General features: G+C 45.5%; 16 protein-coding genes. 2 read left to right on the forward strand and 14 right to left on the reverse strand.

Annotated elements, in window-relative coordinates:
- Positions 1–140: 140 nt before the first annotated feature.
- Positions 141–689: a TetR/AcrR family transcriptional regulator gene (locus PPA03S_RS12805; RefSeq protein WP_062323413.1), complete on the forward strand. Its 549-nt coding sequence runs from the start codon at positions 141–143 to the stop codon at positions 687–689.
- A 565-nt stretch (positions 690–1,254) separates the two neighbouring features.
- Here PPA03S_RS12805 and PPA03S_RS12810 read toward each other — a convergent pair.
- Positions 1,255–2,133 carry a hypothetical protein gene (locus tag PPA03S_RS12810; protein ID WP_062323415.1) on the reverse strand — a complete coding sequence of 293 codons (879 nt, stop codon included), beginning with the start codon at positions 2,131–2,133 and terminating at the stop codon, positions 1,255–1,257.
- Between the two features lie 124 nt (positions 2,134–2,257).
- Between PPA03S_RS12810 and PPA03S_RS12815 the strand changes: the two genes are divergently transcribed.
- Positions 2,258–3,199, forward strand: coding sequence for a zinc-binding dehydrogenase (locus tag PPA03S_RS12815; protein ID WP_062323419.1), 942 nt, complete (start codon positions 2,258–2,260; stop codon positions 3,197–3,199).
- Positions 3,200–3,305: 106 nt separating this feature from the next.
- On the opposite strand, the gene PPA03S_RS12820 is transcribed toward PPA03S_RS12815, so the two are convergent.
- The 13 genes from PPA03S_RS12820 to PPA03S_RS12885 form a co-directional block, all read right to left on the reverse strand.
- Positions 3,306–4,100 carry an undecaprenyl-diphosphate phosphatase gene (locus tag PPA03S_RS12820; protein ID WP_062323421.1) on the reverse strand — a complete coding sequence of 265 codons (795 nt, stop codon included), beginning with the start codon at positions 4,098–4,100 and terminating at the stop codon, positions 3,306–3,308.
- Positions 4,101–4,447: 347 nt separating this feature from the next.
- On the reverse strand, positions 4,448–5,839 hold the full coding sequence (locus PPA03S_RS12825; protein ID WP_062323423.1) for a (Fe-S)-binding protein: 1,392 nt from the start codon (positions 5,837–5,839) through the stop codon (positions 4,448–4,450).
- Positions 5,832–7,247, reverse strand: coding sequence for an FAD-linked oxidase C-terminal domain-containing protein (locus tag PPA03S_RS12830; RefSeq protein ID WP_062323426.1), 1,416 nt, complete (start codon positions 7,245–7,247; stop codon positions 5,832–5,834). Before PPA03S_RS12830 ends, PPA03S_RS12825 begins: the two co-directional genes overlap by 8 nt.
- A 166-nt stretch (positions 7,248–7,413) precedes the next feature.
- Positions 7,414–7,893 (reverse strand): PTS sugar transporter subunit IIA, encoded by a 480-nt coding sequence (locus tag PPA03S_RS12835; protein WP_062323427.1) that lies wholly within the window; start codon positions 7,891–7,893, stop codon positions 7,414–7,416.
- A 55-nt stretch (positions 7,894–7,948) separates the two neighbouring features.
- Positions 7,949–8,965: a sugar kinase gene (locus PPA03S_RS12840; protein ID WP_062323429.1), complete on the reverse strand. Its 1,017-nt coding sequence runs from the start codon at positions 8,963–8,965 to the stop codon at positions 7,949–7,951.
- Positions 8,958–9,713 carry a 2-dehydro-3-deoxy-phosphogluconate aldolase gene (gene dagF / locus PPA03S_RS12845; protein WP_062323431.1) on the reverse strand — a complete coding sequence of 252 codons (756 nt, stop codon included), beginning with the start codon at positions 9,711–9,713 and terminating at the stop codon, positions 8,958–8,960. Before dagF ends, PPA03S_RS12840 begins: the two co-directional genes overlap by 8 nt.
- Before the next feature lies 1 nt (position 9,714).
- Complete coding sequence (locus tag PPA03S_RS12850; RefSeq protein WP_062323432.1) at positions 9,715–10,818, reverse strand: DgaE family pyridoxal phosphate-dependent ammonia lyase; 1,104 nt, start codon at positions 10,816–10,818, stop codon at positions 9,715–9,717.
- Entirely contained in the window at positions 10,784–11,896 is a 1,113-nt protein-coding gene (locus PPA03S_RS12855) for an amidohydrolase/deacetylase family metallohydrolase (protein ID WP_082704134.1), read from the reverse strand. The genes PPA03S_RS12850 and PPA03S_RS12855 overlap by 35 nt, the downstream gene beginning before the upstream one ends.
- A 30-nt stretch (positions 11,897–11,926) precedes the next feature.
- Complete coding sequence (locus PPA03S_RS12860; protein WP_062323434.1) at positions 11,927–12,799, reverse strand: MurR/RpiR family transcriptional regulator; 873 nt, start codon at positions 12,797–12,799, stop codon at positions 11,927–11,929.
- Positions 12,800–12,848: 49 nt separating this feature from the next.
- Positions 12,849–13,898, reverse strand: coding sequence for a DUF871 domain-containing protein (locus PPA03S_RS12865; RefSeq protein ID WP_062323436.1), 1,050 nt, complete (start codon positions 13,896–13,898; stop codon positions 12,849–12,851).
- A gap of 182 nt (positions 13,899–14,080) precedes the next feature.
- Positions 14,081–15,553 carry a PTS transporter subunit EIIC gene (locus PPA03S_RS12870; protein ID WP_062323438.1) on the reverse strand — a complete coding sequence of 491 codons (1,473 nt, stop codon included), beginning with the start codon at positions 15,551–15,553 and terminating at the stop codon, positions 14,081–14,083.
- Between the two features lie 20 nt (positions 15,554–15,573).
- Positions 15,574–16,458 carry an N-acetylmuramic acid 6-phosphate etherase gene (gene murQ / locus PPA03S_RS12875; RefSeq protein ID WP_157284132.1) on the reverse strand — a complete coding sequence of 295 codons (885 nt, stop codon included), beginning with the start codon at positions 16,456–16,458 and terminating at the stop codon, positions 15,574–15,576.
- Between the two features lie 486 nt (positions 16,459–16,944).
- Positions 16,945–19,356, reverse strand: a complete 2,412-nt coding sequence (locus PPA03S_RS12885) for a glycosylhydrolase-like jelly roll fold domain-containing protein (RefSeq protein ID WP_245683597.1) — start codon at positions 19,354–19,356, stop codon at positions 16,945–16,947.
- Between the last annotated feature and the right edge of the window lie 307 nt (positions 19,357–19,663).

The following is a 19,663-nucleotide window of genomic DNA, read 5'->3' on the forward strand; positions in this document are numbered from 1 at the left end:
ATATGCTAAAATAAATTGAAGGTATGATTACCGGTTGGTAAAAACTAATTAACGAAAGAAGGGTTGGCAGCACGGTGTGAGACTGGGGTATAACAGTAACTGCTCGCTTCAAAACGCCCCATATTCACCTGCCATAACAAATGGCTAAAATCACGCAGCAGCTTATTATTGAAACTGCCGAGGCATTAATTGAGCGCACGGAGAAACCCGAAGTGACGCTCTCACAAATAGCGGATGAATTGAATATCACCCATGCAGCACTCTATAAGCATTTTAAAAATAAACAAGAACTCTGGGCAGCTGTAGCTAAAGACTGGTTCAATCGGATGATTTCAGAACAAATCAGTATAAACATGGTTAATTTGGCCTCACCGCAGGAAGTGCTCCACGATTGGCTTTGGGCATTTGTGAATGCCAAAAAACGCGCTTATCAGGAGAATCCCAAAATGTTCGCTTTGAATACACAATATGTGGACAATAATCCATTGGTATTACGTGATGTGCTCTGGGATTCATATCAAATTATTGATGAATTTATGGATTATCACGATCCTCACTTTGAACGGGCAGAGGCAATCCTTTCTGCGTTTGCTGTGTTTAGTCTCCCCTCTTTTAAAGAATCCTGGAATTCACCAGACTACCAAGAGCGGTTTGAACGCATCTGGAGTTTAATCAAACAGGGTGTTTGAAATGATATTCTATATGAATTATTGAATTGAGTGGGAATTAAAGTCTTGATCTTTTGTCGAGGTATGTCAGGTCCATGGTATATTGTATATACAAAGAAACCGTCTCCTTTCAAATGGTGGGTCGCACTCCATTTATCAAAGAACGGTTTCTTTTTGTTTTTAATTTTGAAAACAGAGCTGTCCCTAGCCATTTTATAACTTATGGGACTGCCCCTGATTAGAAGATTCAAGTGGCTCTGAATGTCGACCCCGATAATCGATTAACAGCCGCTGCATTTTCTCCAACGTGCCGTCATGATGGGGAACATGGATGGAAATGGACAAATTTAAATCGTTCAAATACTGAGACGATACAAGATCAAAATTTAATTTCCCTAGATTCGGACAATGCAGCGTCTTCGGGGAAGTTTCATGAATTTATGCTTGAAGGTGCCCACGAAACAATTGAACTATTCTGCCATTAGTTTTAATAAAAGGGCGTCTTCCATCGTGGATGAAATCATATCGGGAATGTAATCAAGTTCCAATAACTTTTTTTTGATATCATTCTCTTGTTCGTGTTGGGCTAGAGAAACGCACAATCAGTTGGACATCCCAGGGCCTCGAAAACTGTACGCGCGGCAGAATCTACTGGCAGGAAAACCTCAATTTGCGGATACAAGCGGCTGCCTTCGGAAATCGAAACCTGCCTGTAGCGAATGGGAATAAGCTCGCCGGCGCTTTTCATTCTGGCTAGTATGGTTTGTGTATGATCAACCACTGCCTCTGCATCCGGTCCATTCAGATATTCATCCACATTATATTTCTGAACTCTATCAAACAATTTTTGATACCACGCATCATAACGCGAGAGCATATGCTCCCTCTTGAAGGTGTGTATCCCGTTTTTGGCGTGCTGCTCCCACTGCTTAAACGAAGATTTGTCGAAAGTGGAGCGGGGCCGGATTGGCAAATCGGAATTAAAATGAAAATCGACCCTATTCATTAAAGCGTCATATGAACGGTCGAGAGGAATATCGAACAAATGACGAAACGGCTCGTTAACCCCCTTGATATCCTGGGTATTTGTTACGATCATCGAGGGGAAAGGAATGCTCCTCATCGTTTGCTGAGCCCATTCCAATGCACGTTCCAACGACCGCCCCTCCAATTCGATCTGGATCGGAAGATAGCCGGCTGCCAAAAGTAAATCGTTACGCTCGTCGGATGTACACTCAAGATAATCAGCAATATGGATAATCGTCTGACGATTCGGTATGCGCCGGGTACGTCCAACCAGCAGATTTTTATACGAAAGAAAAGCCTCGTCATTCAGCTCTTGTTGAGTAAATCGTTTTAAGGACGGGTGAGGTTGGTCAGCAAACTTCTGCTGACGTTTCATCCGCAACGCTTCAATTTCTCCCATTACCATCTTATGTCTGGATTTCTCCGTATCTATATCCACCTTCTATTCCCTCCTTTTAAGAAGTGTAATTCTGCACTTGGGCCGAACATTTATTTAAAGTATACTCCTCATTAAAGTGTCAGTCATTTAAATGACACTAACCATACAATGGAGGAGAAACCATATGATTCGTACGATTGTAGTTGATCCGCTTGCCCCGTCATATTTGGCATTTAAGGAAGTTGACGCCCCGCAGGCCAAGCCTTGGGAAGCACTCGTGCAAGTGAAGACCGTCTCTCTCAATCGCGGTGAAGTGAAAGACGCTAAGGATCAGGAATCATTCAGCCGCCTCGGTTGGGATTTCGCCGGAATTGTCATTGAGCCGGCCAAGAGCGGCGAAGGACCACAAAAAGGGGCCAAGGTTGTTGGTTTGCTCCCGATGGGAGCCTGGAGCGAACAAGTCGCTGCCCCCATATCGATGCTGGCCGAAATCCCGGAAAAGCTAACTTTTACGGAGGCTGCGACCCTTCCCGTAGCAGGGCTCACGGCGCTTTATGCACTCCGCAAAGGCGGCATGCTGCTTGGCAAACGTATTTTCATTACAGGCTCTACCGGCGGAGTTGGACTATTCGCCCATCAGCTTGCGGCCCAATCAGGCGCATACGTCGTAGGTACGGCAAGCACGGAGGAGAAGGCAGATCTTGTTCGGGAGGCTGGATCCGACGAAGTGATCATTGGATATTCCGCAATTTCATCAGCCCGCAAATTCGGGCCGTACGATCTGATCATCGATTCAGTAGGCGGCAATACACTAGCGGTGTTACTACCGCAGCTAGCGCCCCAAGGGATTTGCGTTGCGGTAGGATTTTCCTCTTCAAATACCTCAACGATCGATATGATGAATCTGGTGACCAGCGGAGGAAGAACCTTGTACGGCTTTTTTCTAGGTGAGGAACTCACTCGTCAATCCGCTGCGGACGATCTGAGTTTGCTAGCCCGACTGGTCGCTGATAAGCGGTTAATCCCCCGGATCGAAGTGGAGGCTCCTTGGACCGAAATTAACACCGTTGCAAGGAAGATGATGGAACGTAAATTCTCCGGCAAAGCCGTGCTTCACATAGGCTGATCGTATAAACTTGCTATGCAAGTAACGCGTTACTCCCTTACTCGTTTCGAGTAGGGAGCATCTTTGCTTTACGATGAACCCGGCTTTATGACAATTATAGTTTAAATTACAGTATGACGATAAAATAGAAAAGAGCTGCTAATACAAAACGGTATAGCGCAAACCACTCCAATCGAAGTCGCTTGATTAGTCTAATAAACGTCACTACCGCGATAATAGCCACAAGGAAGGATGTCATAAAGCCGATTAGCATTAGATATAAATCTTCTAGATTAAGCAAATTGCGGCTATCGTATAAATCCAACAAGCTAGCACCCAACATAACAGGTACAGAAATAATGAACGTAAAATCTGCGGCAGCTTTTTGACTAGTACCGAGTAGAAGGCCACCAGAAATCGTCGAACCCGATCTCGAAAAACCCGGCCACAAAGCTAAACATTGGAATAAGCCAATCCCAAATGCTTGTTTGTAACTAATCGTATCAACGCTGTTTTTTCTCTTACTCCGTGCTGCGATGATCATTAACAAACCACCAGCAACTAGACCAATCAAGACAGGTGTTGGGCCGAATAATTGGCTTTTTATAGTGTCCTTTAGAAGAAGATATAGGATTAATGCTGGTAACATAGCCAAAATCATATGTATAACGTTTAATCCTTTACTTTTTGAAAATTCCATTTTAATTAAGTTTGACCCAATCTCCAAATAATTTTTCCAATACAGAATTAGAACTGCCATCACTGCACCCAATTGTATAACAATTTTAAAGGTTATTGCTGCGTCTCCCTCAAAGTTAAGCAAATTGCCTGCTAAAATAAGATGTCCTGTAGACGATACTGGTAAAAATTCTGTTAAGCCTTCTATGATGCCAAGTATTATTGCTTTTATTACATCAGTCATCAGAAGATATCCCCTTTACTAAAATAAACTCGTTCAACAAGTTCAAGTATAAGGGTGAGTGGCTATATATCCCCATCGATTCGCATAACATTATTGATTTCAACGTGACATTTTTGTCACCTCATTTAAATGATACACAGATATACAGATCATATAGATGCATCTTGATAAACTAACCTGTCCGTTAGCTTAAAGAAGGCCGCCGGTCATTTAGCTGGCTGCCTTCTTGTAAGGATGGGGTTAGATTTTCCGGTTAACTTAATAAATCTCGAATTATCAGCTACCAATAAGCTGGAATATGCCGAGGAAGATCTAATTGTGAAACGTAAAGCCGTTTATAACCCGAATTAGCAATTGGTTACTTCATCACGGTGACATATTCTTTCATACAAGAAATCCACAATATGTTTGATCTCCATCTGCCTGTTTACGCCATGCTTCTCAACACCCAGTTTCATCTGCAACAAACAACCAGGGTTACTTGTGAGCAGGTAACGGGCCTGTGTTCGGTTGGCATGCTCCATCTTATGCTCCAAGATCTCATTGGCCATCTCGGGTTGCGTAACATTGTAAATCCCCGCAGACCCGCAGCAACGATCTGCTTCTTTCATTTCGATGAAATTAACGTTGGCGACTTGCTTCATCAGCTGTCTGGGAGCGTCAGAGCTTTTCATCACATTACGTAAGTGGCAAGAATCCTGGTATGTAATCGTCATCGGTTGAAAAGCAGATTCTTCCGATTCCACGAACAAAGGAATTCTGCCGTGATCGTGCAGCAGCTCGCTAACATCAATCACGCGTGAAGCAAACCACTTGGCCAGAGCGGAGTGTTCCATATCATCGTTAAGCAAGTGGTCGTATTCCACCAGTAAAGCGCCGCAACCGCCTGCGTTGGAGACGATATAGTCGATACCCGCTTCTTTGAATACGTTCACATTCGTGCGCGCCAAACCTTTTGCCAACTCCATTTCTCCGCTGTGTGCATGAAGAGCTCCGCAACAAACTTGCTCATTCGGAATGACGACTTCGAATCCAGCTTCCGACAATAATTTGACCGTATTTACATTGGTCTCAGCAAATAACACATCCATTATACAGCCGCGGAACAAGGCGACTCGAGCAATGACATCCCCCTTAGCAGGATATACAGTGCCAATTCGTTCCACAACGCCTTTGGAAGTTGCATTCGGTAAGATTCGCTCCATTTCCGCCAAATGCTTCGGGAACATACGCATCACTCCACTGTGTCTAGCAATCTTCCTAAGACCGGATTTTTGGTAGAATGCGAGCGTTCCCCCTAATACTTTTAATCTGCCTCGGTGTGGGAACATCCCTTCGAACACCATTTTACGCAGACCTTTCACGGGAATACTATGCTTGGCATGGTCTTCAATAGCTTCTCGAGCTTGCTCGATTAACTGTCCGTATTTTACATCGGCGGGACATGCCGGTTCACAAGCCCTACAACCAAGACAATGATTCATTTGATCTTGGAATGCCTGATCCGGAGTCATCAGACCATCAGCAACTGCTTTCATCAGTGCGATTCGTCCTCTAGGAGATTCCGGCTCCAGTCCCGTTTCCCGGAACGTTGGGCAAGCCGGCAAACAAAAGCCGCAGCGCATGCAGTTTGTTAACTGATCATAATCAAGCTTGATGTGGAGCCTTTGAGCCAACGAATTATTAAGCTTAACGTCAGGTTTATTCGGAATGGGGGTTGTGCGATTCTCATTAACCACGGTGAATCACCACCCTCTTTCTCGTCTCCTTCGCAAACATTTTACCTGGATTCAATAAGTTATCGGGATCAAAAGCCTGCTTTATCCCACGCATGACTTCAATTCCTGACTTCCCGACTTTCCATTCCAGAAACGGCGCCTTGACGAATCCGACGCCATGTTCGCCGGTAATCGTTCCCCCCAGTTCGATTGCCGCTTCGAAGATTTCCTCGAAGGCTTTCTCCACACGATGTACTTCATCGTGATCCCTAGCATCCGTTGTTGCTGTCGGGTGAAGGTTCCCGTCACCCGCATGCCCAAAAGTAGCGATGGAGACATCGTATTTTCTTGCAATTTCATTGATTCGCAATACCATGTCCGCAATTTTCGACCGTGGAACCGTAGCATCTTCCAGAATCGTTGTAGGCCGTAAGCGCGCTAATGCCGTAAAAGCGCTGCGCCGTGCTGTCAACAGCCTTTCTGCGTGTTCCCGGCTCTCCGCCACTTCAAGCCGATCAGCAAGTTCCAGTTTGCATATAGCACAAATTTCATCCATGTCCCGCTCCACCGCTTCGGGGTCTCCGTCTTGCTCAATGAGCAGAATCGCCTCCATATCCCTCGGTAGACCTAATTTAGCGAAGTCGTCCACGACCCGGATTGTGGGATTATCCATAAACTCCAATGTCGCAGGGATAATACGAGATTCGATGATTCGAGATACAGTCCTGGCAGCTCCATATAGATCTTTGTACATGGCAATCATCGTCTTTTTCGTTTTAGGAGGAGGTACTAACTTAATTGTTGCCTCTGTAATAATAGCCAATGTCCCTTCGGACCCGATAAGCAGCTTGGTTAAATCATACCCGGCCACATCCTTCATGAGTTTTCCTCCGGTACGTAGTACTTCCCCATTCGCGAGAACCGCTTCGAGACCAATTACATAGTCCTTTGTAGTTCCGTATTTTAAACCACGCAAGCCTCCCGAACACTCGGCAATATTTCCACCAATTGTCGATATACGCATACTGCTCGGATCCGGAGGATAGAACAACCCAAGCGACTCAATCTCTGCTATGAATTCCGCAGTAATTAACCCTGGCTGCACCGTTGCCGTCAAATTTTCCAGATCCACTTCGACGATCCGGTTCATACGATGCATCACCATGACTATACCTCCCTCTATAGGGACCGTTCCGCCACAGAGATTGGATCCTGACCCCCGCGAAACCAATGGTATGCGGTGCGCAGCGAGCGTTTTCATGATTTCAACTACCTGAGCCGTATTTTCCGGATAAATAACGCCCTCCGGTAAACTTTGCAGCATCGGTGTCCCATCGTAGGAGTGAGTAATCAATGCTTCATTATCGTCTCGAAAATACTGCGCTCCTACAATTCGTCGAAGTCGATTCTTTACTTCTAGCTCCAACATGAATGGCATCCCTCCGCATATTGCGTTCACAGTCAGTTTATTACGGATCTGGTTGAACTTCTGAACCGATTATCAGGTTTATACGACCTTGTCCATTTCATAATATGATCATGGATCATCGTGCGCTTGCTTTATCACTAGTAATCGTTTACTTTGGACTCATTTTCTAATAATAAATACGTAACGCAGCTTCCGCTTCCTGTAAACTTTCAATCCGCTGCACCTTTTCTTGACCGTGGGGTACAATTACCGAGGTGATATCGGATAACCCTGCTTCTTTAATTTTGGCGATATCAAATTCCAATAGCAGTTGCCCCTGCTCAACCCTTTGCCCTGTTATGACATGGGACGTAAACCCTTCACCTTTCAACGATACCGTATCTACCCCAACATGAATGAGAACCTGAATGCCAGCCTCGTTTTCCAGCAAAAGCGCATGCTTGCTTTTATTCATAATATGAGATATTTCACCTGAGAAAGGCGCTCTCACTTCGCCTTTGACGGGTCGAACAGCAAAACCTTCCCCCATGGCCTTGGTGGAAAATGCTTCATCCGGTACTTGCTCCAGATTTACTACTTCTCCAGGTATGGGCGATATAATATCAAGGGTATTCACTTCAATTTTCTTCTTTTTCCATCCAAACATATAATCCTCTCCTGTTTTGCAAATATGCCGATTAACTATTGGTGTAATTCACTGATCATCTCTCAATATCAACGATCACCGGGGCCATGGCCCGGATAACATCCGTTTCGGTTGCCGTCGGTGAATCACCAGGTATCGTATGGGCCAACATTCCTGCCGTGACGGCAAATTGCACAATCTTTTCCGCGGAATAACCCGCAAGTTCACCATGGATAACTCCGCTTGCAAATGCGTCCCCAGCGCCAATCCGGTCATAAACCGGAAATGTAAGCGTAGGAGAAAATACAAGGCTCTGATTTTTCCATATAAATCCCTGCAAGGAGTGGGAGTTGTCTCCGTTAATTCCGCGAAACGTGCCCGCAATGACAGAAATATGAAACTGCTTGGCCACCCGTGGCATCAAGTCCGCAAGCTGATCTTCCCGCTTGGTCTCAACAGACTTCAAATCCAGGATAAAAAGGGCATCCTTTTCGTTCATCAGGACGATATCGGCCAGCTCCAGCATATCTTCATAATGCGGCTTCGCCTTGTGATGCCCGTCTTCTCCCCACAAGGCAGGCCGATAATTGGCGTCAAAAACAACCAATCCGCCTCGACTTTTGACAGCCTGGGCTAATGTCTTCATATGCCAGCGAACTTCTTCATTCATAGCCAGCGTAATCCCGCAGAAATGAATGACATCTGCTTGCTTCGAAATTTGTTCATAATCATAACATTTCGCAGGGGCACGATTAAAGCTGCTCTCCAGTCGATTGGTATAAGTGACTCGGCTTGGTCTTCCCCCGAAACCTTGTTCCAGGAAATACATCCCGAGGTATTCCCCGCCACGCAAAACAAGCTCGGTCGATATCCCCAATTTTCTAATCTCTGCTACGGCTGCATCACCTAACGGTCCCAAGGGTAGTCTGGAGATTAAGTAACCGGTATGCCCCAAACGAACTAATGCAGCCAGTACATTAACCCCTGTCCCGGAAAATGAATAATTCAAGGCATTGCTTTGGGAAAGCAGGGCATAGCCCGGAACTTGGAGGCGCATCATCACTTCGCCAAAAGCAGCGATAACTTTAGGCATAGTGATCCGCCAACTTTTTCATCATGGCTGTTAGCCTACGTACATGCTCAATATTGGTGTTTCCCGAATCCTTATCAATAATGGAAGAATACACGTGCGGAATGACCTGAGGCACGCCGGCTTCAAGAGCAATGGTCAGAATTGCCTCGAAATTATCCATATCAATTCCTCCGGTTGGCTCCAGAGCAAAGCCTGCCGCTGCGCAGCTTTGGGCTACAGCACGGAACTCTTGCTCCCGACTTAAGCCTTCCATCGGATAATATTTCAAGGCATTGCCTCCCATGTCACGAACCAAAGCAATCGCCGATGACACGGGCACGAGAGCACTCTCCTGTTCGGCAGCGCTTATGGGGCCAGTCGAAATGTTTACTTTCCCCACTTGTCCGGTTGGAGATACCAGGCTGTTAATCCAGCTATCCTTTGTCCCCAAATTCGCTCGGGTTGCCCCCACTGCAGGAAACACCTGATTGATGTGACTACCGGAATAATATTTGGCAATCTCGGCCACAACAGTAGCCTGACGATTATCACCTGCACCAAGTCCAATGGATACGGCATCTTCCAACTCTTTACCATATTCACACATTGCTGTCACGGCTTCCTGAACGGTGGCATAATTTTTGGAAAGGACGCCCACCACTACATAACCTTCTGCTGCTTCAAAGATTTCCTTGGCATTGGCAATATCCTTGGCCAGCACATTTAGTGCAACGCGGTTTCTGTAAAATCGTTGTGAAATCAAGGACAAGTTAATTCCTCCCTACCAAATTCCGTATTTGTCTCACAATGATCGTCATATCATCGCCAAGAAGCGGTCTTGGATCAATGTCAAAATACCCCTGCCTTACTCCGTAATCACGCGTATAAATGGCTATTTCGCCTTGCTGAAGACGCGTTGCAAGCACTTCGGCTGTGATTTCAGCCTGCTGCGGATCGATATGCACCCGCCCACGATAAATGCTTCTTCCCGCTTCATCCTGTACGATTGATATTTGGACGCCAGGAATATCATTTAACTGGAGCAGCAATTGAAGGCTTTGCCGTTCCTCTTCGCTGCGATCGGGCTTTTTCATATATTCATCCAAGGCTTCCAGCAGGCCAAAGGTTGTCTCCTTGCCCACCTTCATGCTTCTTCCAATGCCGGACAATTGCACCTTAAGCCATTCAATATAGCTTCGCCGCCCGGCTACGATCCCGGAGGTAGGTCCTTCTATCGCCTTAGAGCCGCTATAAATAGCCAGATCGGCATACTGGACATATCTGCGAAGATCTTCTTCCGCCGCAGCATCAATAATCAGCGGTACGCCATTTTGGTTGGCTATTTGCGCTGCTTCTTCCACCGCAATCATGTTTTTCTGGACAGCATGGTGAGATTTTACATATAAAATTCCTGCCGTCCTATCGGAAATCGCATCCTCAATATGCTCGCAACGTCCCTCGTTGGCGTATCCTACCTCGACCAGCTTGCCGCCTCCTAGATAGACCATCGTCTCTACAGGCGCACCATATTGAACATTGTGACCCTTCAGCATAATAATCTCATTGCGAACAATTTCCTCCTGATGCAGCCGTTCGCTCAATCGGCGATTCCCCTGCGTAACCAGAGCTGCAACAGACAAAGCAATGCCGCTTGACGCAGAATTAACTATAACTGCTGCTTCCGCACCCAGAATTCGTGCAGTGTAATCACCAGCTTTGTTTACTAAATCGGCGATCTCCACATAGCTTTGCGCTCCCTGCCTCATCGCCTCCATTACAGTATCGCTTGGCGCGGATACACCAAGAATACTCATTCGCCCGCTGGCATTTATGACCCGTTTAAGTCCGTACTTCACATTTAATGAATTCTCCACCAGTAACGACTCCTTCCGCTCTGATTATTTGATCAGCCGCTCTTTGTTGACCTTGCGAATCACTGAATGTCAATGGATTCCGAGACAGTGAAAATAATGTTAGATTGGCAGGGTCACCAACCTGGATACGGCCCAGTTCAGGGCGCTTTAACCAACGAGCAGCACTTGTCGTAACTGCTGCAATCGTGTCCTCCAGCGAATAACCCAAGCAAAGAAACTTGGAAAGGACACAAGACATGCTGTATACAGGCCCATTGAGACGATTGCCACGGTAAATATCCGTACTGATCGTATCCGGATGAATTCCGTGCTTTTTGGCAGACTCAGCCACTCTGAAAGAGAAACTCGCCGTCCCATGGCCGACATCCAGATGAACGCCTCTGGCAATAGCCTCTTCAAGAATCTCCAATGGTTCATCCGATTCGTTAAACAAGTTATTGTTTTTGCCATGGAGATAATGAGTAATGATATCTTTGCGACGTAATAAAGGAACGATTTCTTTTATATCCGGGGGAGCTGAGCCGATATGGACCATGAGTGGCAACCCCGTTTCATCCGACATTTCAAGTGCAATTTCAAGCGGTTTAATGCCTTGATTGCCGACTACGCTGCTGCTGATCCTTGCCTTAAGTCCCACGATAAAGCCTTCATCCTGCCGAAGAGTCTGTATTACCTTTTCCTTGTTAATCCATGTCAGAGAAGATAATTCATCGATTCGCTGCAGTCCGATTGTCGATATATTAAGGAAGGCGAATACGCGAGTTTTGGATTGCCTGGCATGCGCCGCCAATTCGAAGATCCGGTCAGCGCCACAACTTCCCGCGTCCACAATTGTAGTTACCCCTTGATTCACACCAATGAGATCAATTTCATCACCGTAAGGAGTGAATTCCTGAAAAGCATGGACATGCATATCAATCCAACCGCTGGACACGTATATACCTGAGCCGTCCCATTCTACAGGAGCGTGGCCTTTGCCCGATTCAGTGATTTCCGTAATAATTCCATTATTCACAACAATATCAATCATCTCTCCGCCGATTTGCTTAAGATGACGGAGCACAAAGTTATTTTTCACTTGCCTCACCTTTTTCGGATGATGCCCGAGTTATGTCTCCGGCTCCAAATTTTTCAATTCATACGTCGCCTTACGAGTTCTCGTAATCTTATCGATCGAATCGTTAATATTAATTGAGGCATATACATAGTACAGCAGATCCACGATAAAAAACTGGCTGTGCTTGGAGCTGGTCGCTGCACTTCTTACCTTTGCTTCTGGAGCAAGCGAGGTGAATAGATTAAAATCGCTTATATCCGATAGCTCACTGCGGCCAAAACCGGTAAAGCTAATGGTGGTCAAACCACTTTTTTGAGCAAATTTCATCAGCTGCAGCACCTCCTTGGTAGCGGCGCTATACGAAATGCCAATAAATACACTTCCTTTAGGTGCATTGGCCATGCTCATCGTCAGAACATGGATATCATGAAGCGCATACACGTTTTTTCCGAGACGCAGCCATTTTTGAGCAATATCCTCTGCAACCAATGCCGATGCACCAATACCGTAGGCAAATATGACTGGGGCTTTGTACAGGCTGTGTGCCACTTCTTCAATCATTTCTACGTCAAGCTGGCCAACGGTATCCCTCAGAGACTGGATCACATTAGACAAAATTTTATCGACTAACTCCGCCGTATTTGCATTTTTATCCAGATCGAAATACCCTGTTTTTTCCCCTTGAGCCAGATCAGCCGATAAGGCTACCTTTAATTCGGGGAAGCCTTTCAGGCCGATGGAACGGCAAAAACGGACAACTGATGCACTGCTGGAAAGAGAACGTGATGCCATTTCCTGTACGGACATAAACATCACTTCATCCGGAGCTTCCATTACAAAGCGGGCTACCTTTTGCTCGGATTGTGTTAATTTAGGCATCAGATTTTCAATTCTCGATAAAATTTGACCTACTCCCACTCCCATTAAAAACGCCTCCAATTAGTACGTCAACAATAAATTTTATACCTTAATACTATTCAGAATTGGATGTTGTGGCAAGGAATTGGAAGGGATGACCTTTCTTTTGCAGAAACGACAGCAGAGGAATATCTCTTGGTGCGACATACCCAATGACGTTAACCCGTTCATCGGCAGGCAAAGGACGGAGTACAATTTGAAATTCACCGCAATACCGCAAATATTTATCATTATCGATCGTTAGTGCACCGATTGGACGTTCCACGGTATGCTCTGGAAGAATGCTTCCTCTAAAATGATGTCGTGCCTCCTCTGAACGAATTACATCACGTGCGATATCTGGACGATTATGGTGGGCACCTTCCCATACATGTGATGGTCTTTGCTTCTCAACACCCAATAACACTGTTCCTTCATTCCAGGCAAGAAACTGCTGCATCGTCCACGGGCTTATCGATAAATCGCCAATGAGAACATTATCCACAAAGCACTCCTGCACTAATTCCAAGTAACCGGCAAACGGAGACATATGACGATGCTTCTCCAAGCTTGGCAGCCCCTCATGCAGCGGGCCTCTTAAATCTCCATCTCCAGGAATAAAGGCAGCTACGGTTAAGCCTTGGGATTGCAACCACCGGTTCTGGCTCTGAAAAACGGTCAGATCAAGACCTGTCTCCGGTCTCGGGTAATAATTGTGCCAGGCCTCTAAGGATGCGAAATTCGCCTGCTGCTCGCGCAAGCCGTCCAAAAATGCCTGATCGATCGTACTCGCATTCAATGCCACACGCCACTCATGGGACAGCTCAGCAATCTCATCTATCTCCATGCCATTATCAATTCTTAATCCCGTAACACCGCTAGCCTTCAACTGTTGTAACGAGAAATGGTTAAAGGTTCTTGGAGATACATCCACCATGAAGAGCATATCGTGTCTGAGAGCAAACTCCCCAATCCGGGTTAGCGGCTCCAGCAGCTCCCGTGGGTCCTCCTCGGGAATCTGTAGAGATGTAAAAATGGATTTGAATCCGTTTTTTTGCATATAGCTCAAATATTCCATTGTTTTTTCAAGACTCTGCTCGGTTAAGGACACCAATACTCCACTCATTTTGCTAGCACTCCTTTTCATCTAGAAGACTATTTATCTACATGAATCAAACTTGCTGGTGCAGCTTAAGGCATAAATCATAAGTTCGTTTGTCCATCTATCTGCCTCATTACTCCACCAGCAAAGCAATATTCACCCTTCACGAGCTTAATAGAAGTATTAAAACCGTATTGTATGTTGTCTCAGGATTCCTTTGGCTCACGTGCTTCCTTCGGTGTACCAAACAAATAGGTGCAGATAAATCCAAAGAAGTATGCTGTAATCAAGCCCAGCAGGTACACCCACCATTTACCGTCAGCAATCAACAGCAGCATTTCAATACCGGACGCACCAATGGACATGGCGCCTACATTGCCAAAATACCCAATGACCGCACCACCAAATGCCCCGCCCAGACACGCAGTTACGAATGGTTTACCCAAAGGAAGGGTTACGCCGTAAATCAACGGTTCGCCAATGCCAAGCACACCTACAGGCAAAGCTCCTTTAATAATACCCGTAAGCTGCTTGTTCCTACGACAGCGGATCCAAAGTGCCAGTCCCGCACCTACCTGACCTGCCCCAGCCATGGCCAGAATCGGCAGCAATATAGTCATCCCTGTCTGTGCAATCAATTCGATATGAATGGGTGTCATAATATGGTGAAGACCAAGCATAACCATAACCAGCCAGATTCCACCGAGGAAAAAGCCTGCAAACGCCCCGCCTACAGATAATATCCAGTTAACGGCTATTAGCAGATTGTCAGCAACAAACCCGGCAAATGGCATGATTAAAAAGATAGTCAGTAATCCGGTTGCTATTACACTCAGAAACGAAGTAACAATCAGATCAATGGAGTTAGGCATAATTTTATGCAATCTTTTTTCAATTAAGGATAAAATCCAAACCGCCAATACAACACCAATGATACCGCCTTGCCCGGCTATCAAGGGTTCTCCCGTAAATAAATTGTGAATAGGCAGTTCCGGCTTCATGCCAGTGAGAAGAGTCGCGCCGCCAATAACACCACCTAATGATGGGCTAGCACCAAATACTCTGGCAGAGTTGATGCCCACAAAAATAGCCATATAGGAGAAGATGCCGTTTTTGATGACATTGAGAATAAGGTTAAATTGCGCCCAGCCTTCACCGGACAGATGCCCCGCTGTGATGAAATTGCCAATCACGGAGGTAATCCCCGCCAATAGACCAGCCGCAACAAATGCGGGTGCAAGCGGAATAAAAATGTTTGAAACCGATTTCAAGAAGTTTTTCACAGGAGTATTGTTTTTTTCCTTATACTTCTCCTTATTTTGAGCCGCAAGTTGCTCCGCCCTCTCCTTGTCGCTTATTCCGCCAGTCTCACTTGGCGGGTTAGTCTGGATAGCATGGACATTCTGTAATGGAATCACTTCTCCCAAATCCACACCACTGATGTTTGCAATCACTCCAGAGACCTTCTCTACCAGACCAGGGCCTACAATGATTTGCAATGTTGATTCCTCGATCACCCCCAACACTCCGGGAACGCGTTTTAATTCTTCAACGCTCGCCAAGCTTTCGTCTCTTAAAGTGATACGGACTCGTGTCATACAGTGGGTAATTAATTCCACATTTTGAATCCCTCCCACAGTACTCAAAATCCCAAGTGCCAAGTCCTTTTCTTTTGACATGGTTATACCCCCTCATGATGTTACACTGCTTGACGAATAAATCCTCCCGAATTGTGCAATCTTTGCTGTGCTTCTTCGTAATCAATTCCCGCAAGCAGCATAACTACAGCAACTTTCACCTGGTGATTACTTTTTTCGTAATAAATGGATGCCGTGTCCATATCGCAGCCTGTGATCTCACTTATGATTGATTTAGCTCTAAGAACCAATTTCTCATTGGTTGGCTGCACATCTACCATCAAATTGCTGTATGCCTTGCCTATACCGATCATGGCTGTGGTGGAAATCATGTTCAGCACCATCTTCTGAGCCGTTCCGGCCTTCAAGCGAGTAGAGCCAGTTAATATCTCCGCCCCTGTCAAGATTTCAATCGGGTATTGCGCATATCTGCTAATCTCTGCATTCTCATTGCAGGACAAGCTGGCTGTATACGCTCCAATCCGGGAAGCATATTTCAGTGCACCAATGACGTATGGCGTTCGTCCGCTGGCGGCAATCCCCACTACAGTATCATTAGGCGTCAGATTTAGTTCCTTAAGGTCTGTTTCTCCTTGTTCTATTGAATCCTCTGCACCTTCTACCGCCAGCCTGATTGCTGTTTCTCCACCTGCGATCAACCCCTGAACCATATCCGGCTTGGTTCCAAAAGTAGGTACACACTCTACTGCATCGAGAATGCCCATTCTCCCACTTGTTCCTGCTCCCGTATAAATCAGACGGCCACCCTGCTTAAAGCTTTGGATGACACAGGTTACAACCTTCTCGATATCCTCCAGCTTTTCTTTCACTGCCAAGGATACCTTCTCATCTTCCTCCTGCATAAGCTTAAGAACAGATGCAGTCGATAGCTGGTCTAGCTCCAAAGTGCTCTGATTCCTTGTTTCTGTGATCAAATTTTCTAGCACTTCATTCATCCTTTCACCTAAAGCAATTGTTGATGAGCTTATTATATCTCCTTCGTAATAATATTACAATAAATTAATTATAATCATGTAATATTATTACGTAAAATTAATTGGATTCCGTTGCCTAGATTTTCCCGAACTACAAAACCCCTTACTCCCACCATAATTTTTCACGCCAAATAACTGTTGTGCCTGGCAATCCGAACCAAAAAAAACGGCACCAAATCGTAAAGATTCGGTGCCGTTTTTTTGGTTGAATGGAGAATATTCTTTTTTTCAATAATTCCTCCGGCTTTTGGCCGATTGGATCACTGTGGAAATCATAGTGGATAACTCCATCCTTAACATAGTTAGCGATGGACCCCATAATCATCCCCTGAATTTCTTGCTTATTCCATGTTCATTTCCTTCATTGGATGCCGCATCTTCCTTTTGAGCTTTGGCACCTCTATCGGTTAACAGAGCCTGAAATTAAATTACACTTATTCAATAGATCATTCGTATAGGCCCAATAAGTCCACTTGGTTCCTGCTGTGCGAATGATGACAAAAAATCTCGCTGATCTTTAACCAATGTATTCGTAACTTCGATGGTCATTCTGTTCCTCCCCATTCTAATCAGACCGGTGATCTCAAACCGGTATGGTGGACAGATACGAATTCCTACATGCTCACCGTTTAACCATACTTCTGCCGTTTCAAATACCTCCCCGAGATCTAAATGCACTTGAGTCACCGATTCGTTCCATTCAAATTCTGTTTCATAACGAAATGTGCCAGAGAAATACGGTAGATAATCAGGTAAACTCATATTAGTTAAACTATTCAATTTTCCCCATTCGACAAAGTGAGGATAGTGTTCAGCATCTGCAGTGGAAACCGTCCATTCTGCCTCGAAATCCATGACCTTCATTTTCTCTTTCTCTATATAAAGTGGTGTTTGGTCATAACCTTCAAGGTCGTTTCCCTGAATCAAGACAATGGATTCATATGGGTTCAAAACAAGTGACAACGACTTGAAATCGGTCTCTCTCGAACTTAAGCTGTTCAAGCGATTAAGGAATGCATCATAGGCAAATACATCACCTTCTACAGGCAAGACAACCTTCGTACGTACGGTATCAAATGGACTTTCATTAAAGAACATAAAAACATCCAGTTCGTCATGGATATAGTGGTAGTTCCGTAGATACGGTTGAAAGTTATCCACTTGAATATCGAAATGTCCGTCTGCGACAAGATCTTGTGCCAATTTGTCCAAAGACAAGACTTTAACGTTCATGTGACTGGCGAGTCGTTGAAGTTCATTGGAAACTTCCAGGCCTTCGCTCGATCGTGCTGGCAGCCCATCAACGAACCGAACGGCAAGTCCTTGTTCGACAAATTGGACTAAACGCTGGAGCATCGCTGCAGGAAGTGCCTCCGAATAGGGTACAATCAGACATCTGTAATCCTCTTGAGGAACATGCAGTCTACCTTCAATCACATTGGCACCTTCTAAAAGAACATCGATAGGAAGAATGTCGCAATCAATTTGACGCTGCATCAATGCCTTTACAGGCTTTTGAAAATACATGGATTCCCCCGCCCATTCGGCTTCTGCATGATACAAGACAGCAGCAGATGCCACATGTCTTCCGCCGGAAATCAGGTGACTCATCCTATTCATATATTGATTTAAATACCTATAATGACGATACTGCGGATTTTTCCCACCTGCATACATATGGGGTGGACAATCCGGATCCGGGAACGATTTTTGTGTAAAGGCATGTGGTACGAAGTAGTTAACGCCGCGGACCAGCATATGGTCGGTAAGCCACTTCATCAGCTTCAGCCCTTCTGTCCAACCATATGCTCCATACAATTCGCACATCGTCCGTCCTTGTTTTTTCGGATCAATATGCCCTAGAGACACACCAAGCTTAGCCAAGCCATAGTGGAAGAATTCACTATCTGTCTCCCCAAATGTTGTGCGGAAACTCAATTCATCGAAGCCAGGGACGATTTGCCACAGTACTACATCAATACCCGACATGTCTTGGCCCCAGAGGGAGCGGAAAAAGTGGCCCGCGCCGGGACCTAGTCTTGCATGGACGTTATTATCTTCGAGTACATGTCCGATATATTCTACTCCACGGGCTCTGCACCAGGTTCCAATTTGATTGCAGAAGTTGTCCGCGTACAGTTTGCTGACGATATTCATATAAGCGTATCGTACGATATTGGATTTTTCCCCCACATCCTGCCAAAGTAGATATAAATGCTTTCGATAATCCTCACCCAACGCCTGCTCAAGTAAAACGGATACTTCCTTGCTCCAAGGCAGCGATACTTCTCGTTTACCGGGTTTAGAATTAAAGTCAAACGTGGTTTTATCATTGTAGAATCCAGGTTCGTCCGAAAAGAATCCAGCAAAAGTTTCCCCAAAATCTTCTTTGTAACGTTCATAAACAGCCTCATAAACCGTGTTCAGCAGAATTTGTACTGATTCACGTACTAAGGGGTTCAGATATTCTTCCTGTGCCTTGCTACCGCCCTCTCTATTTTCCGAAATAATAAACATACGCCAATACCCATCAGGGACATCCCAATAAAGGGTACCATTATTCACAAATTCTGTTATATCTATATATTCAGGAAGCAATGTTCCATCGGTTGGATTTCGGCGGACAGCCACAACGGCAACGAGTTTGTTATGACTACTCGCGTTTTGGTTAAGGGACACGGTAGGTCGAAGCCCGGTCATCAGCAAAGTATCTATCAAAAAAGATGCTCCTTGAGCAGGCCCAATCGTATCAATATAACGTTCACCCAGAAACAAGCGATGGAGCTCATCCGGAGCTTCCTTTACTTTGCCTGCCGCGTGTCCCGTTGGGAAATGATCATCATCAAGCAACCATACCTTCATCCCGCGCTTACGGGCTTCATCCATAATAATGTCCATGTCTGTCCACCACTTCGGTCCCAGAAAATCAGGATGAGGCCGGGCTTCAACGCATATGGCGCCGATGCCTGCTTCATGAACGCGAGCCATCTCTTCCCGTATCACGCGTTCCTCCTCCCCATGCTGCCATAGAAATGGGAGGATATAATTATGTTCCCTTCCCTCAAGCACGTCCCTTAAACGATTTCTCATGATTTCCTCCTATTTCGGTCTAATTTCAACCAGACGATGTCCATCACACCCTGGCAATATGAAATAT

Origin of the sequence: Paenibacillus pabuli NBRC 13638 (assembly GCF_001514495.1) — a bacterium.
Taxonomy (GTDB): Bacteria; Bacillota; Bacilli; order Paenibacillales; family Paenibacillaceae; genus Paenibacillus; species Paenibacillus pabuli.

Bases quoted from the DNA above. Each gene is read 5' to 3' on its own strand.
- PPA03S_RS12805 (WP_062323413.1), top strand. From the start codon at position 141: ATGGCTAAAATCACGCAGCAGCTTATTATTGAAACTGCCGAGGCATTA.
- PPA03S_RS12870 (WP_062323438.1), bottom strand. From the start codon at position 15,553: ATGTCAAAAGAAAAGGACTTGGCACTTGGGATTTTGAGTACTGTGGGA.
- PPA03S_RS12860 (WP_062323434.1), bottom strand. From the start codon at position 12,799: ATGGGAGTGGGAGTAGGTCAAATTTTATCGAGAATTGAAAATCTGATG.
- PPA03S_RS12830 (WP_062323426.1), bottom strand. From the start codon at position 7,247: ATGTTGGAGCTAGAAGTAAAGAATCGACTTCGACGAATTGTAGGAGCG.
- PPA03S_RS12840 (WP_062323429.1), bottom strand. From the start codon at position 8,965: ATGCCTAAAGTTATCGCTGCTTTTGGCGAAGTGATGATGCGCCTCCAA.
- PPA03S_RS12835 (WP_062323427.1), bottom strand. From the start codon at position 7,893: ATGTTTGGATGGAAAAAGAAGAAAATTGAAGTGAATACCCTTGATATT.
- PPA03S_RS12815 (WP_062323419.1), top strand. From the start codon at position 2,258: ATGATTCGTACGATTGTAGTTGATCCGCTTGCCCCGTCATATTTGGCA.
- PPA03S_RS12820 (WP_062323421.1), bottom strand. From the start codon at position 4,100: ATGACTGATGTAATAAAAGCAATAATACTTGGCATCATAGAAGGCTTA.
- PPA03S_RS12865 (WP_062323436.1), bottom strand. From the start codon at position 13,898: ATGAGTGGAGTATTGGTGTCCTTAACCGAGCAGAGTCTTGAAAAAACA.